This is a genomic window from Neofamilia massiliensis (assembly GCF_001299475.1).
GTDB lineage: Bacteria > Bacillota > Clostridia > Tissierellales > Peptoniphilaceae > Neofamilia > Neofamilia massiliensis.
Window position 1 is genome coordinate 576613 of record NZ_CYUJ01000002.1, and the last position, 17210, is coordinate 593822.

General features: G+C 35.7%; 12 protein-coding genes, 1 tRNA gene and 1 other annotated feature. Of the genes, 9 read left to right on the forward strand and 4 right to left on the reverse strand.

Annotated features, from left to right (window positions below; all coding sequences use genetic code 11):
• The first annotated feature begins 14 nt into the window (after positions 1–14).
• Positions 15–2600 (forward strand): ATP-dependent chaperone ClpB, encoded by a 2586-nt coding sequence (gene clpB, locus BN2667_RS02790; RefSeq protein ID WP_054251801.1) that lies wholly within the window; start codon positions 15–17, stop codon positions 2598–2600.
• Positions 2601–2659: 59 nt separating this feature from the next.
• Here clpB and BN2667_RS02795 read toward each other — a convergent pair.
• From BN2667_RS02795 to trkA, 4 genes are all read right to left on the reverse strand, one after another.
• A tRNA-Leu gene (locus tag BN2667_RS02795) sits at positions 2660–2745 on the reverse strand.
• Between the two features lie 52 nt (positions 2746–2797).
• A complete protein-coding gene (gene citX, locus BN2667_RS02800) occupies positions 2798–3289 on the reverse strand; it encodes a citrate lyase holo-[acyl-carrier protein] synthase (protein ID WP_054251802.1) in 492 nt (163 codons plus the stop codon).
• Positions 3289–4737, reverse strand: coding sequence for a TrkH family potassium uptake protein (locus BN2667_RS02805; protein ID WP_054251803.1), 1449 nt, complete (start codon positions 4735–4737; stop codon positions 3289–3291). Before BN2667_RS02805 ends, citX begins: the two co-directional genes overlap by 1 nt.
• A complete protein-coding gene (gene trkA, locus BN2667_RS02810; RefSeq protein WP_054251804.1) occupies positions 4738–6093 on the reverse strand; it encodes a Trk system potassium transporter TrkA in 1356 nt (451 codons plus the stop codon).
• Positions 6094–6253: 160 nt separating this feature from the next.
• Positions 6254–6496: a binding site (T-box leader), on the forward strand.
• Between the two features lie 132 nt (positions 6497–6628).
• Between trkA and tnpA the strand changes: the two genes are divergently transcribed.
• The 8 genes from tnpA (at position 6629) to BN2667_RS02850 (ending at position 17209) form a co-directional block, all read left to right on the forward strand.
• Positions 6629–7111, forward strand: a complete 483-nt coding sequence (gene tnpA, locus BN2667_RS02815; RefSeq protein ID WP_075967859.1) for an IS200/IS605 family transposase — start codon at positions 6629–6631, stop codon at positions 7109–7111.
• A gap of 153 nt (positions 7112–7264) precedes the next feature.
• Positions 7265–8272 carry a methionine ABC transporter ATP-binding protein gene (locus BN2667_RS02820; RefSeq protein WP_054251806.1) on the forward strand — a complete coding sequence of 336 codons (1008 nt, stop codon included), beginning with the start codon at positions 7265–7267 and terminating at the stop codon, positions 8270–8272.
• Positions 8272–8925 (forward strand): methionine ABC transporter permease, encoded by a 654-nt coding sequence (locus tag BN2667_RS02825; protein WP_075967860.1) that lies wholly within the window; start codon positions 8272–8274, stop codon positions 8923–8925. Before BN2667_RS02820 ends, BN2667_RS02825 begins: the two co-directional genes overlap by 1 nt.
• A 19-nt stretch (positions 8926–8944) precedes the next feature.
• Entirely contained in the window at positions 8945–9766 is an 822-nt protein-coding gene (locus tag BN2667_RS02830; RefSeq protein WP_054251807.1) for a MetQ/NlpA family ABC transporter substrate-binding protein, read from the forward strand.
• Positions 9767–10061: 295 nt separating this feature from the next.
• Positions 10062–11783: a proline--tRNA ligase gene (locus tag BN2667_RS02835; protein ID WP_054251808.1), complete on the forward strand. Its 1722-nt coding sequence runs from the start codon at positions 10062–10064 to the stop codon at positions 11781–11783.
• A 171-nt stretch (positions 11784–11954) separates the two neighbouring features.
• Positions 11955–14219: an ABC transporter substrate-binding protein gene (locus tag BN2667_RS02840; protein WP_054251809.1), complete on the forward strand. Its 2265-nt coding sequence runs from the start codon at positions 11955–11957 to the stop codon at positions 14217–14219.
• Between the two features lie 190 nt (positions 14220–14409).
• Complete coding sequence (locus BN2667_RS02845; protein WP_054251810.1) at positions 14410–15366, forward strand: ABC transporter permease; 957 nt, start codon at positions 14410–14412, stop codon at positions 15364–15366.
• Between the two features lie 13 nt (positions 15367–15379).
• Positions 15380–17209, forward strand: a complete 1830-nt coding sequence (locus tag BN2667_RS02850) for an ABC transporter permease subunit (RefSeq protein WP_054251811.1) — start codon at positions 15380–15382, stop codon at positions 17207–17209.
• The last annotated feature ends 1 nt before the right edge of the window (position 17210 follow it).

Sequence of the window (17210 nt, forward strand, 5' to 3'; positions counted from 1 at the left end):
AGGAGGAAGACATTATGGACTTTAACAAATTTACACAAAAATCAATTCAAGCAATAAATAATGCAAACTCAGCTGCCATAAGTAATGGAAATCCTCAAATAGAAGACCTTCATCTCCACTACGCCCTAGTAGATGACAGGGAAGGTCTAATAGGAAGAATCGCTTCTTTAATGGGCATCGATATAAATGCCTATAGAAAGAGACTAGCAGATGAAATTTCCAAACTTCCTAAACAATCTGGCGGCCAAAGTTATCCATCAGCTGACTTTAACAAGCTTTTAAACGACGCTGTCAAAGAAGCAAACGACTTTCAAGACGACTATGTAAGTGTTGAGCACTTGTATCTAGCTTTGCTAAAGGTTAAGGGAACAAAGTCAGCAGAAATTTTTAGAGAATTTGCCATAGATAGAAACAAATTTTTACAAAGCCTACAAAAAGTTCGTGGAAATCAAAATGTAACAACAGACAATCCAGAGGGAACTTATGAGGCCCTAGAAAAATATGGCACAGACCTTTGCCAATTAGTTAGAGATGGAAAATTAGACCCAGTAATTGGCAGAGACGAAGAAATTAGAAACTCAATTAGAATTTTGTCTAGGAGAACAAAAAACAACCCAGTACTAATTGGTGAACCAGGTGTTGGTAAAACTGCAATTGTAGAAGGCCTAGCCCAAAGAATAGTGAACAAGGACGTACCTTCATCACTTCAAGATAAGACAATAATTTCTCTAGACATGGGAGCCTTAGTTGCTGGTGCCAAGTATCGTGGAGACTTTGAAGAAAGACTTAAGGCTGTTTTAAATGAAGTAAAAGAATCTGACGGCCAAATAATTTTATTCATAGATGAAATCCACAACATAGTTGGAGCTGGCAAGGCAGAAGGATCAATGGACGCATCTAACTTATTAAAACCAATGCTAGCCAGGGGAGAGCTTCATGTAATTGGAGCCACAACCTTAGATGAATTTAGGGAAAACATTGAAAAGGACAAGGCTCTTGAAAGACGTTTCCAAAAAGTTCTAGTAGAAGAACCGACTGTTGAAGATACAATTTCCATCCTTCGTGGCATTAAAGAAAAATATGAAATCCACCATGGAATAAGAATTTCTGACGGGGCAGTAATAGCTGCAGCAGTTTATTCAGATAGGTATATTACAGACAGGTTCCTACCAGACAAGGCAATTGACCTAATGGACGAAGCTTCATCAATGTTAAGAACTGAAATGGAATCAATGCCAGAATCAATGGACGAAATTCGTAGAAAACTTCTTACCCTAGAAATTGAAAAAGCAGCTTTGAAAAAAGAAGATGACGAAGCTTCTAAAGTAAGACTTGAAAAACTTGAAAAAGAAATCCAAGCTGACCAAGAAGTCTTTGACAAACTTTCAGCCAAATGGGAAGAAGAAAAACAATCCATGCACAAGGTCAAAGAACTTAAGGAAAAAATCGACGGCGTAAAACAAAAAATCGCCGAAGCCGAAAGAGTTTACGACCTTGAAAGTCTATCACAACTTAGGTATGGAGAACTTCCTCAACTTGAAAAAGAATTAGCCCAAGCAACAGTAGCTGAAGAAGAAGCTGGAGCTGACAAGATAATCAAAGAAGAAGTTACTGAAGATGAAATCGCCGAAGTAGTTTCTAGGTGGACAAAGATTCCAATAACAAAACTTCAAGAATCAGAAAGAGAAAGGCTATTAAAACTTGACCAAATTCTTCACCAAAGAGTTATTGGCCAAGATGAGGCAGTTCAAGCAGTAACTGATGCAGTAATTAGATCAAGATCAGGATTAAAAGCTGCCAACAGACCAATTGGGTCTTTTATCTTCCTAGGCCCAACAGGTGTAGGAAAGACAGAATTATCCAAGGCCCTAGCAGAGTCCTTATTTGATGACGAAAAATCTATGATTCGTATAGACATGTCAGAGTATATGGAAAAGCATACAGTGTCAAGACTAGTTGGAGCTCCTCCAGGATATGTTGGCTACGAAGAAGGCGGCCAACTAACTGAAGCAGTAAGGAGAAAACCATATTCAATAGTCCTCTTTGATGAAATTGAAAAGGCCCATCCAGATGTCTTTAATATACTCCTACAAGTTCTAGACGACGGCAGACTTACTGACAACCAAGGCAGAACTGTAGACTTTAAAAACACAGTTATAATTATGACTTCAAACATTGGATCATTAGACCTTCTTGATGGCATTCAAGAAGACGGATCCATATCAGAAGAAGCCAGGGCCTCAGTCCAAGATCAATTGAGACATGCCTTTAAGCCAGAGTTTTTAAATAGGGTAGACGAAATTGTTTTATTTAAACCACTAAGAAAAGAAGAAATCTTCTCAATTATCGACCTACAAATAGACGATTTGAAAAAGAGATTAAAAGAAATGAACATTGGCCTAGAAATTGACGACTCAGGCAAAAATTTAATTCTCGACAAGTCCTACTCACTCCAATACGGAGCCAGACCAGTTAAGAGATATATACAAAAAGAAATTGAAACCAAAATTTCTAGAATGTTAATCAGCCAAGAAATAAAACCAGGCCACAAGATAATCCTAACAAGTGAAAACGACGAGTTAGTAGGAAAAGTTCAGTAAAAACAAAAAGACAAGCTCAGAATCAAAAATGATTTGAAGCTTGTCTTTTTTATATCCAATGGTGCGAGTAGGGGGATTCGAACCCCCACAGGCTTAGCCCACCACCCCCTCAAGATGGCGCGTCTGCCAGTTCCGCCACACTCGCCTAGGATATTATTATATAGCATATAAAAAATCCTGCAAGTTATTTTTTATTTTTATTCATCTTCAAGAATTTTATTCATCTCCTGAACTAAGTCTTCGTATGAATGTCTCTGTTCTCTTATACAATCTTTTGCTGGCCTATTGCAAAGTAGACATTTTCTTGGATTTTCTCCTAGAGACTTTCTGCTAATTTGTTTTTTATTTTGGTCAAAGACGTCAATGTCATAAAGTCTGCCAGAAAGACAGTCTTCTAGGGTCATCATTTGTTTTTTTAAAAATTTGGCATCTTCATTAACAAGGGCCATATAATAAGAGCCAGTTACTTCTTCTTTAAATTCTGCATAGAGAATTTTTTCTCCTAAAAGATTTTCTATTTTTTCTATGCCAAGTTTTTGAAAGGCGACAAGTTTTTCAGAATATTTTTCTCTGCCTGGAGTATTTAGCATAAAAGAAATAAGAGGCTTATTAAATTTATCAATAAGCCTTCTTTGTTTTTCATATCTTTCTTCTCTAGCATCTAAGAGCCTTAAAATAAAGTCGTCCATTAGTTTAGCCTCCAAGTTTCAGAATAAAATAAAACTAAAAGGGGCATTAGCTCAAGTCTTCCCATAATCATAATCAAAGATAAAATTATTTTGTTAAAGTTAGGGAAGAAGGCATAAGAACCAATTGGTCCAACAATTTCGAGTCCTGGGCCGACATTATTAAAGGTAGCTATTACTGCAGTAAATGAAGTCATTAGGTCCTTCACATTAATAGATACAATTAAGACGCAAAGGCCAAAGATTAAAAAGTAAAGGACCAGGTACCTTAGGATATTTCTTTCAGTAGACTTGTCTAGAGACTTGCCGTCGTATCTTATACTTAGTTTTCTAGTTGGGTTAATAGATTTTTTAATTTCATTAAGGCCAGCTTTTCCTGCAACAATTATTCTAGTTACCTTTAGGCCACCGGCAGTTGAGCCTGCACAGCCACCAATAAACATTAAAAGAAGCAAGATCCACTTTGAAAAAGCAGGCCAGGCATTAAAGTCTGCAGTTGCAAAACCTGTTGTGGTGATTATTGATGATACTGCAAAAAATCCATCTCTCAAAGCATTTAAGTAACTGGTGTAATGTTTATAAATATTTAAACTAATTAGCAGGGTTGAAAGAGCAACTATGGAAAGATAAACTCTCAATTCTTCAGACTTAAAGGCATCTTTAGCCCTGCCAATTAAAATCATATAGTAAATATTAAAGTTAACACCAAAGACCAACATGCCTATTGATAAAATCAACTCTATTGTTGGAGACTGATAGTAGGCAACTGATCCGTTTTTCATACCAAAACCACCTGTTCCAGCTGTTGCAAAGGCGTGGTTAATAGATTCAAAAACTGGCATACCTGCAAGGACTAGGGCAATAATTAATATCAAGGTTAAAACAATATAAATTATATAAAGGGTCCTAGCTGAAGACTTTATCTTAGGTAAAATCTTCCCAAATTGGGGACCTGGTACTTCTGCCTTCATAGCTTGGACTGAAGTTGGTGTAATTTCTGGAAGGACTGCCAAGGCCAAAACTAAAACTCCCATACCTCCAATAAAGTGAGAAAAAGACCTCCAAAACAAAACTGAGTTTGAAATCTTGTCTAAGTCTGTAATTATTGAAGCTCCAGTTGTTGTTAGGCCTGATGCCATTTCAAAAAAAGCATCAACTAAAGATGGAATTTGTCTAGAAAAATACATAGGCAAGGATCCGAAAAACGCCATTAAGAGCCAGCTAACTGAAGTAATAATAAATCCTTCTTTAATATAGATAAAAGTTGATTTTACTTTAATTAGGGAAAAAGGTAAAAATACTAAGAAGGTAAGAATCATAGCCTTTAAAAAAGCAAAAAATGTAATAGATCCTTCTCCATAGTAGAGACCAACGCCAATTGGTATTAGCATTAAACTGGCAAAAAATATCATTATCCTTGATACAGTTGCTAAAATCATTTGTCTATTCATTTACAACACCAACACGTCTTCAAATTCATTTAAAAACTTTAGCTTAGAAACTACTACAACATTGTCGCCAGCTATAAAGAAATCATTACCAGTAGGAAATATAATCTCTCCATTTCTTTGGATGCAGGCAAATAGTACTCCAGGTTTAACTTTTAGGTCCTTAAAGGCAATGCCTAGGGCCTGGTTACTTTCACCAATGGAAAATTGAATGGCCTCAACTTCTTTATTTAAAAGTCTGTGTAAGTTTTCAACTTTTGAGCTAGAAATTTTTGCCTTGGACCTGACATACCTAGTAATATTGTCAGCAATTATTGCCTTTGGAGTAATAATTGTATTTATTCCTAAATTTTTTGCTAGAGGTGTTAGCCTGTCTCTAGAAATTTTGACAATGTTTTTTGCATCAGTCATTGACTCAGCATACATAGAAAGCATTATGTTTTCTTCGTCAATTGGTGTAGAAGAAACAATGGCGTCGTAGTTTTCAAATCTCTGTTCAAAAAGAGTGTCGTGGTCAGTTCCATCGCCATGAATTATTAGTGCCTCAGGCAGAGCCTCTGCCAAATACTCGGCTCTCTTTTCGTCAATTTCTATAATCTTTACTTTAAGTTTTCTCCTTATACTTTCTAAGGCCAAGTAGTAGGAAAGTTCGCCTCCGCCTATAATCAAAAGAGACTTAATTAGTTTGTTAGGGTAATTGCACTTTAAAATAAATTCTTTTAAGGCAGCCATGTCTCCAGTAACTTGGATTCTATCATCTTTTTCAAGGACAAAATTCCCATCTGGGATAAAGGCCTCTCCGTCTCTATCAACTGCACAAATTAAAATATGGCCCTTGGTCATTTTTATATCTTTTAAAGCCTTGTTTTCAATTGGCGATTCTTCTTTGACAGAAAATTCTAGTATATTTACTTTGCCATGCATAAAGGAGTCAACTGAAATTGCACCAGGGAATTTTATTGAATCCATAATGGTCTTTGCAGACTGTTTTTCTGGATTTATCATAAAAGAAATCCCCAGTTCCTTTTGGGCAAATTCTACATTTTGGTTATATTCTGGAGACCTAACTCTGGCAACTGTGTCCTTGGCTCCTAATTTTTTTGCAATAATTGAAGCTATAATATTTATTTCGTCTTTTTCTGATACTGCAATAAAAATATCTGCAGTATCAACGCCAGCTTCCATTTGGACATCAATGCTGGCGCCATTGCCTACAAAGCCAGTTACATCTGTTGTGTCAATAATGGCTTCGAGTTTTTCTTTATTTTGTTCTATTAAAATAATATCGTAACCTTCAAGGGATAGGTCCTTACAAAGAACTTCTCCAACTTTTCCGGCACCGACAATAACTATTTTCATAAGTACCTCCTGAAAATAAATTATATAACATTTATCTTAAAAAAAGTAGGCAAAATCCAAGAAAAATCAAATGTTAGGGGAAAATATTTTACAAATAACAAAAATAATTTTAAAATTATACTTGACATTAAAATAAAAGCCATATATAATCATAAAAAATGACATTGCATTGAAGAGGAGAGTACAGAGGATTCGATTCATACAGAGACATTTCGTATGGTGAGAGAAATGGATGAGAACTTTGGAAGATGGCCTTGGAGCATTTGCACCGAGACTTTTAGTTTAGGCTGCAACAGGTGCGCCTGTTATAGCGTTAGAAGTATGATTGTACTTTGTGAGGTCTTTTTAGTGATAAGAAGATAAATTAAGGTGGTAACACGTAAGCTATGCTTTCGTCCTTTTATTAGGATGAAAGCTTTTTTTGTGGGTTTACCACAATAAATACCCCCAGCTATGCTGGGGGAATAATTAGCTTTAGCTTCAAGTAAAAAAACTCCAATCATGTTAAAATAGATTTGTCTATCAATCTAATTAAATGAAAGGAGTTACCCACGTGGATAATAATAGTTTATCACATACAAAATGGAATTGTAAATATCATATAGTATTTGCACCAAAATACAGAAGACAAATAATTTATGGAAGAATAAAAACAGATATAGGAAAAATTTTAAGAGATTTGCTGACTAGAAAAGGAATAAAAATAATAGAAGCAGAGTTATGCATAGACCACGTTCATATGTTACTAGAGATACCACCAAAATATAGCGTGTCAGAAATAATGGGATACTTAAAAGGAAAAAGTAGCTTAATGATATTTGACCGCCATGCCCATTTAAAATATAAGTATGGAAATAGAAACTTTTGGTGTAGAGGTTATTATGTAGATACAGCAGGAAAGAACACGAAGAAAATTCAAGAATATATCCAAAATCAGTTAAAAGAAGATTTTACAAAAGACCAAATAAGTATAAAGGAATATATGGATCCATTTACTGGAGAAAAAACAAAAATGTAAAAAATGGAATGAGGCGCTTTAGCGCTAGTTGAGAAAGTAGTGCGATTGATAGACATTCAGTGTGCACAAGGTGCACAGCAGGTAAAAGCCCCTTATAGGGGCAGAGCAAACCACCGGCTACGCCGGTGGTTATGATTATTTTAAGGAGAACTTATGATTAAGGTAGAGAATTTAACTAAAGAATTTAAAACAAATGGCCACAGCTTCAAGGCCATAGACGATGTTTCCTTTCAAGTAGACAAGGGACAAGTCTTTGGGATAATTGGCCTATCAGGAGCTGGTAAGTCAACACTTGTCAGATGTTTAAACAGACTTGAAGAGCCAACAAGTGGCAAAATTGAAATAGATGGACTGAGAATTGATAGCCTAAATGAAAAAGAGCTTTTAGAAGCTAGAAAAGACATTGGCATGATCTTCCAAAGCTTTAATCTTTTTAACCAAAGAACAGTTTTTGAAAACATTGCCTTTCCATTAAAGTTAGCAGGGGAAACTAAAGAAGACATAGAAAAAAAGGTAAGCGAACTTTTAGACTTTGTCGACTTAAGGGAAAAGAGAAATTCTTATCCTAGCCAGCTATCAGGTGGACAAAAGCAAAGGGTGGCAATAGCCAGGGCCTTAGCAACAAAACCTAAGGTTCTTTTATCAGACGAATCAACTTCAGCCCTAGACCCACAAAACACTGACCAGGTTTTAAAACTTTTAAAAGACGCAGTAGACAAGTATCAAATGACCATTATAATTATCACCCACCAAATGGAAGTGGCCAAAGATATTTGTGACCAAATTGCAGTTATGGAAAATGGAAAGATTATAGAAAGAGGAAGTGTAGAAGAGATATTTTCAAATCCAAAGACTGCTAGGACCAAGTCCTTTATTAAAAATCTACCTGACCAGGCAGAAGAAATTGTCTTAGACAAAAATGAATTTAAAGGCGACCTTTATAGACTTAACTTTGGCAAACAAACAGTTAAGCAGCCAATAATAAACCAACTCCTTAAAAATTCCAAGTGCACAATAAATATTTTATCAGGAAATATTTCTACTATAGGAAGGGATTCTACTTCAGGATATTTAACAGTGGAAATCCAAGGAGAGAAAAATGATATTAGAGCTGCCTTAGATTTTTTAGAAGAGTCTAAGGTAAATGTGGAGGTTATATAATGGAAAGAATAATTAAAATCGTACTGCCAGCTCTACCTGAAACCCTGCTTATGGTTTTAGTAGCAAGTGCTTTTGGTATTCTTTTAGGCCTACCACTTGCAGTTTTACTTTATACCAGCCAAAAAAATGGTCTAAGAGAAAATCAAAAACTTTATAGGTTTTTAGATGGCCTAATAAATATATTTAGGTCATTGCCTTTTATAGTTTTAATTTTCATCTTGACGCCAATAACAATATTAATAGCAAAAAAGAGAATAGGCCTTGGGGCAGCAATGGTTCCCCTAACATTTTCAGCCATTCCATTTTTAGCTAGACTTATAGAAGGCAACTTAAATGATGTTGACCCTGGAATAATTGAGGCAGCCCAAGCAATGGGAGCAGACAATAAGACTATAGAAAAAGTAGTCCTAAGAGAAGCCCTAAGCCCAATAATTGCCTCAGTGACAATGACAATAATAGCCTTAATTGGCCAATCAGCAATAGTAGGAACGATAGGAGGTGGAGGACTTGGCGATGTAGCCCTTAGATATGGCTACCAGAGAAATGAAACAGATATACTTTGGGCAGCTTGTATATTAATTATATTAATAGTGCAAATTGTTCAACTATTAGGAAACTATTTAACAAAAAAACTAGACAAGAAAAACAAATAATAAAAAAGAGGAGAAAATTATGAAAAAGAAATTATTAGTATTAGTTTTAGCATTGGGCTTAGTATTAACAGCCTGTAACAAAGAAGAAAATAAAGCAAGTGAACAAGTAAGCGCAGACGGTTTAGAAAAAGTTGTAATAGGAGCATCACCTAGCCCTCACGAAGAAATTTTAGAAGCCCTAGCAGATGAGTTTAAAAATGAAGGAGTAGAAGTAGAAGTTGTAGCTTTTGACGACTATGTTCAACCAAACCTAGCCCTAGCAGATGGTGATCTTGACCTAAACTACTTCCAACATTTACCATATTTAGAAGAATTTGCTAAAGACCACAATCTAGACCTAGCATCTGTAGGTCCAGTTCACGTAGAAGCAATGGCCCTTTATTCAACTAAGTACAATTCTGTAGATGAAATTCCAGATGGAGCAGAAATTTTAATTCCAAACGACCCATCAAACGGTGCCAGAGCTTTACTCCTACTTGCAGAAGAAGGCTTAATTGAATTAAAAGATCCAACAGATGTAAAGGCAACAGAAGAAGATATAATTTCAAATCCAAAAAATTTAAAATTCACAGCCTTAGATGCTGTTAACATAGCCAGGTCTTACCAAGACGTTGACGGCGGAATTATAAATGCCAACTACGCCATTGATGTAGGCCTGGACCCATCATCTGATTCATTAATTAAAGAAGGCCAAAACTCTCTTTATGCAAACCTATTAGTAGCCAGAGCAGGTGAAGAAAACAAAGAAGCCTACCAAAAAGTCTACAAGGTTTTAACTTCAGAAGCAGCAAGAAAGTTTATTGAAGAAAAATACCAAGGAAATATTAGCCCAGCCTTCTAAGCCGTAAATATATTTGTATATAATAGAAGGAAGATGAAAGATTATTTTAATTGACAGGCTTAAAAAGATGTGATAATCTAAACTAAGCGTTGAAAAGATCAAAGGTAAAAATAGATTTACAGCGAGAGACGATTGGTGAAAGGTCTCAATAACTAATTTACTGGCCAAATCTTTGAGCAAAATGGGTGATTCCTATATCGATCAATAAGAAAAAATTAGAGTGGTACCACGGCATTTCGTCTCTTGTAGATGAAGTGCCTTTTTTTATAAAGAAAACCACAAGAGGAGGAAAACTTTGCGCTTATCAAAACTTTATATGCCAACTTTAAGAGAAGTTCCATCAGATGCTGAAATTGCCAGCCACCAACTTCTTTTAAGGGCGGGAATGATTAGACTAAATGTAAGTGGAATTTATTCTTACTTGCCATTAGGCTATCGAGTAATTAGAAAAATTGAAGAAATAAACAGGGAAGAAATGGACAGGGCAGGGTCCCAAGAATGTCATCTTTCAGCAGTTCAATCAAGAGAAATGTGGGAAGAATCTGGCAGATGGGCAACTTTTGGACCAGAAATGTTTAAACTTAAAGACAGAAACTCTAGAGAATTTTGTCTAGGACCAACCCACGAAGAATATTTCACAACCCTAGTTAGAGACGAAATCAGATCTTACAAACAACTACCTCTATCTCTTTACCAAATTCAAACTAAGTACAGAGACGAAAAGAGACCAAGGTTCGGTGTAATTAGGGCCAGAGAATTTATAATGAAAGATGCCTATTCTTTTGACAAGGACAAAGAAGGAATGGAAGAATCTTATAAAAACATGTGGCAGGCCTATGAAAAAATCTTTGAAAGAATGAATTTAGACTACACAATTGTTCAAGGAGATTCTGGAGCCATGGGTGGCAACAACTCCCATGAATTTATTGCCTTATCTGAATATGGCGAAGGAGTAATAGCCTACTCAAGAGATTCAAACTATGCAGCAACAGATGAAAAGGCCCAAGTTATTTTAGACGTAGATGAATCTGGAGAGGAAGAAGAACTAGAAGAAGTTCACACACCAGGCATAACAACCATTGACGACCTAGCAGACTTTTTAAAAATAGAAAAATCAAAGCTAGCAAAAATGGTCATATATGAAACCTTTGTCGATGGAAAGAAAGAAGCTCTTATAGCTTTAATTCCAGGTCATAGACAACTTAACGAAACAAAGTTCTTTAATGCTTGTAAAGTAAATGACTTTGATGTTCAAGTAGCATCAGATGAAACTATAAAAGAAATAACTGGAGCAGAGCCAGGATTTTCTGGACCTCTAGGCTTAAAAGGCGAATTCAAACTTTTTATAGATGAAAGATTAACTAGAATGAAAAACCTAGTAGTTGGAGCCAACAAGACTGATTATCACATTAAAAACGCCAACTACGGAAGAGACTTTGATGGCGTAGTTGTAGATGACTTATTATTAGTTGAAGAAGGAGACAAGGACCCGCTATCAGATGGAATTCTTCACCTAGACAGGGGAATCGAAGTGGGAAACATTTTCCAACTTGGGACTAAGTACTCAAAGGCCTTAGGTTTCACCTATTTAGATGAAGATGGCAAGGACCAAGATGTCTACATGGGATCCTATGGAGTTGGTGTTTCTAGGTGTCTTGCAGCCATAGTTGAACAACACCACGACGAAGATGGAATAATTTGGCCAATGAGTGTAGCTGCTTATGAGTTAATTATTACTATTGTAAATCCAAAAGATGAGACTCAAAAAAATCTTGGAGAAAAATTATACAAGGAATTTTCTGACCTTGGAGTAGAAACTCTTCTTGACGATAGGAAGGAAAGACCAGGTGTAAAATTTAAAGACAGAGACCTAATAGGAATTCCTTTAAGGATAACTGTTGGAAAAAATGCAGGAGAAAATATAGTAGAATTTTCAACTAGAAGAGAAAAAGCAAACGAAAACGTCAATACAGCTGAAATAATTGAAAAAATATTAAATAAGATAAAAGCTTGCTAAGACTGAAAAAATAGCGAATTACAAAGAAAAAGAAAAATGAAAATTGAAAAAAATTTAAGATATTTGCGTTTTGCTATGGATTTTTTCGCAAAAAACGTTTACAATATCAACAGATGCAATTAATAATGTTTAAAACATCTTTTGGTGTTTTAAAGGATAGGAGGAAAAATAATGAATAAAAAACGCATCGCATTATTGCTAGCTTTAGTGCTACTAACAACAGGAATTTTAGTAGCATGTGGTGGCGACAAAAAACCTGTAGAAGAAGCAGCTCCAACTGAAACTGAAACTTCAACAGAAACAGCCACTGAACCTGCAGAAGAAGCAGCTCCAGCTGAAGAAGGAGTTGACGCAGTAGAAAAGTTTGCTGACGCTGACACTTTAGTAGTAGCAGCTCCAACACTTAACGGATCATATATCAACGGATTTGGAAACTCTGTATATGACGTATGGGGTAAAAAATTAATTGGTAACTATGGCTATGACCTTGGTTACTCAACAGTATTCTCTGACAGAAATGGTGAATTTGTTGTAAACCCAACAGTTGTTGATGGAGATATCACATCAGTTGAAAATGCAGATGGATCAAAAACTTTCACAACTAAAATTAAAGACGGTCTAGTATGGAATGACGGAACTCCAATTACAGCAAAAGATTTTGTATTTGGATGGATGTTCACTACTACTCCAGAATGGATGTTAACAGGTGCTAACAACTCAGCAAGTGCTGAACAAATTGTTGGATTTGAAGAATTCCACGATGGAACTACTAGAGTATTTGAAGGTGTAAAACTTATTGATGACAACACTTTCGAACTTACTGTAAAATCTGAAAAACTTCCATACTTCTTTGAATTATCATATGTAGCTTCATCACCTACACCACTACACAGATACGCTCCAAACCTAGACGTTGTTGGAAACGAACTTGTAGTTAAAGAAGGTTATGAAATTACTGAAGAAGATAAGAATGAACTTATCAAAGCTCAACAATATAAAGTTGATGACCTTCAAAAAGAATATGATACTGAATTAAAATCTTATACAGATGATGAATCATACGAACAATTCAACGAAGCTAACATTGCTAACTACGAAGCTCTACTAGCCGACTATGAAGCAGCTTTAGCAGACGAAAACACTGACCCAGACTATGCTTATATGTTAGGTATTTATAAAGACCTAGAAGAAGCAAAAGCTAGACTAGCTGGTTACGAAGATGGATCAGTTGCTCTTGAACCACTTGAACTTCTTATGACTGCTGCAGCAAATGACATTGCTTACAGCTATAGATTTGCTCCAGACGTAACTTGTGGACCTTACAACTTTGTATCTTTTGGAAACAACATGGCTAAGTTCACTATTAACGACAAATTCGTTGGTGACTTTGAAGGTAAAAAACCTACAATTAAAAATGTTATTATCCAAACAGTTAATGAAAAAATCGACGTTGACCTAGCTTTAGCAGGAACAGTTGACTTTGTACAAGGTACTGCAAATGGTGCAAAAATCGACAAGGCTTTAGCATCTACTGATAAGGTTTCAACAACTTCTTACTCAAGAAATGGTTATGGATTATTCCACATCTTAAACCACATGGGTGCTACTCAATATAAGGGAGTTAGACAAGCTATTGCATACTCACTAGATAGAAATGAATTCGTTCAAACTATTGCTGGTGGATATGGTAGAGTAATTAATGGTGCTTTCGGTATTAACGAATTCGAATACGTTGAAAGAGGAGACGAATTTGAAGAACAAGCTATTAACTACACTTTAAACACTGATATGGCTAATGCATCTCTAGACACAACTCCATATATTTATGAAGCTGATGGAACTACTCCTTGGGATCCAGCAAAAGCTATTGACATGTACAATAGTGACAAAGAAAACTTCGACTATTGGAGATATGATGACAAGGGCAACAAACTAATGGTTGTTCACGAATCAGGTAACCAAGAAATTGGTGAAATCATTGCAGCTCAAATACCAGATAATGGTAAGAAAATTGGTATGCAATATATCTACAAACCAGTTGACTTTGCAACACTTCTAAACCACTTTGATAATCCAAATGAATCAGACCCTAATGCCCCAACAGTATTTAACATGGGTGTTGGATTTGGAGCACCACATGACAACTATTACCAATACCACTCTTCACAAATTGGTGTAGGTGATAACAGTGAACATGTAAACGACCCAGAAGTAGATAAGATCACTGAAGAAGCAAGATTTGTATCTAGTGATAATAAAGAAGCATGGTTAGATGGATGGTTAAAATTCAACCTATGGTACAACGAAAACCTACCAAATATTCCACTATATGCTAACGAATATTATGACATTTACACTAACAGAGTTAAGAATGTTAACACTACTCCAATGTGGGATTGGGCTAACATTATAACTGAAATGGAACTTGCTAACTAAGAACAAGATATTGATTGAAATTTAAAGAAAAACTTTAGAGGGAGAGACGTAAAAAAGCCTAGGAGGTTGGTCTTCCAACTTCCTAGACTTTCCAACAACCTCTCTCTCTTTCTTTGAATTTATAATATCTAAACCATCATTTTGGAAAGGAGAAATATTCTAAGACTTAGATTTTAGAATATAGAAAAAAATGCTTAGATATATAATAAAAAGATTAATTCACTTAATACCTGTTCTAATTGTTATATCTATGGTTTTATTTGCTTTTAATGAGGCCATGCCAGGTAACCCTGTAGACCTTTTAATGCCAAAAAACCTAACTTCTGAATCACAAAAAGCTGAACTTAGAGCTGTATTAGAAGAAAGATATAACTTAAACGGATCTCTACCTGAAAGATATATTGGTTGGATAGGCAGAGTATTAAAAGGTGAGTTAGGTGAATCCACTAAGTACCAAAGACCTGTAAAAGACGTTTTAGGTACTCCACTTAGAAATACATTTATACTAAATTTACCTATAACTATTATTTCACTATTTTTGTCAATAGTAGTAGGTATAAAATCAGCAGTCAGACAGGGAAGTTTTTATGACAAATTCTGGCAAGTATTTTCACTTGCAGGTATTTCTCTACCAACATTCTTCTCTGGTATGATTTTAATTTTCGTTTTTGCGCTAAATTTAGGATGGCTACCTCCTGGAAATATGCCAGTAAATAACACAGTAGGAGAATGGGCCAAACATTTAGTTCTTCCTAGTATAACTTTACTTATTGGTTCACTGGCTACAACATCAAGATACGTTAGAAACTCAATGATTGACGCTCTAAGTCAAGACTATGTTAGAACTGCTAGAGCAAAAGGCTTAAACGAAAGAAAAGTTATTTATTCTCATGCCTTTAGAAACGCACTTATTCCAGTAGTAACTGTAGTAGCTTGGAACATAGTTGGTATGTTCTCTGGTGCTGCTGTAACTGAAACATTATTTGCCTACCAAGGAATTGGAAAGTACTTTATAGACTCAATTATTTCTCAAGACTATAACGTAATCATGGCACTAAATATGATGTATGCAATACTAAATGTACTAGGTAACCTACTAATGGATATTGGTTATTCATTAGCTGACCCTAGAGTTCGTCTAGAATAGGAGGTATATTTACATGTCAAAAGATAATAAAAAAGATATTAAAACTGAACAAGTAAATAAAGACGGCCAACATGTAAACAAAGCTTTACAAGAAGAGGCTGTAACATCTCCTAGTAAGATGGCTTTTAAGAACTTTACGTCTAATAGACTGGGTATGGTTGGATTAATAGGATTTTTAATAATCGTATTAATTGTGTTTATTGGTTCAAGGTTTTTACCATACGACCCTTACTATTCTCAAGGTATTATGAAAAATATTTCTCCAGGCTCTGGATACATGAAAGTTCCTGGCGAATTAACTAGTGAAGGTATAAAAGATATTTCAGTAGGAACTACTTTCTCAGTAGGTCTTTCTGAAGCAGGAAATGTCTACGTTTGGGGCCATGAACCTGCTGACAAAGTTCCAATGCCTCAAGAAGTTAAAGACAAACAAGGTAACTTTAAACTTGTAGCTGCTGGAGACAAACATATTATTGTAGCTACAAATGATAATGAAATCTTAGGTTGGGGACTAAACAACTTTAAACAAACTGAACTACCTCAAAAAATTGCAGACTTAATAAAAGAAGAAGGCGTACAAAAACTAGGCGGATCAGATATGTATTCAGTTGTACTAACTGAAAAGGGAACTATTAGAGCTTGGGGTTCAACTCTACCAAGTGGACTTGATAGGATTCCTTCAAAATACGATCAAAACATCCAAGACTTTGCTACAGGGTCAACTAACATGTTAGCTCTTACAAAAGATGGCAAGGTTGCTGTACTTGGACAAAAGGGTACAGAACTAGACACTGCAATGCCAAAAGAAATTGGCCTAGAAGGCGACAAGACTATTGTTGCTATGGGTAGAATGAGATACGCTGGTTTTGCAGTTGACAAAGATGGCAATACTTATGCTTGGGGTAGTAGATCTGACAACGCCCACAATGTACCAGAAATGGAAGGAACAGTTGTAAAAGTTGTTTCTGCCAAGGAACACATTGCTGCACTAACTGATGCAGGAAAAGTTTATGCATGGGGTAACAACAACTACGGAGCAACTGAATATTCAGAAAAAGATGGTTATACTGATCTATTTGCCGGATACTTTAACAACTATGCAGTTAGAGACGAAGGAAAAGCTTATGATTCATGGGGCTTAGACGGTTTTAGAATTGGATCTGACGACCAAGGTAGAGATATGTTTACTAGAACTGTTCACGGCGGTAAACTTACCTTAATTATCGCCCTAGTATCAGTAGCTATCCAAGTAGTTATTGGTGTAATTGTTGGTATAGTAGCAGGATTCTATGGCGGTTGGGTTGACAATGTTCTAATTAGATTTTCAGAAATTGTTTCTGCCTTCCCATTTTATCCTATGATTATTACCTTATCTGCTTTACTTCCAGTTGACGTTACTCAAAACCAAAGACTTGCCATGATCATGGTTATTCTAGGTTTCTTAAACTGGCCAGGTATTGCAATACTAGTAAGAGGGGAAATTCTTTCTGTAAGAGAAAAAGACTACATTACAGCTGCTAAGGCCCTAGGTCTTAAAGAAGGAAAAATTATGTTCTCACATATGCTTCCAAACATTTTATCTATAATCATAGTTAGAGCAACTATTGGTTATGCTGGTGGTCTACTAACAGAATCAGCTTTATCCTTCCTAGGATTTGGTGTTCAAGAACCATTCCCATCTTGGGGTAATATTTTAAATGCTGCTCAAGACGTAACAGTACTTGAAGAGTACTGGTGGAGATGGATTTTCCCAGGTTTAATGGTATTCTTAACTGCATTAACAGTTAACTTAATTGGGGATGCTATGAGAGATGCCCTTGATCCAAAGTCACAAGAGAGGTAGA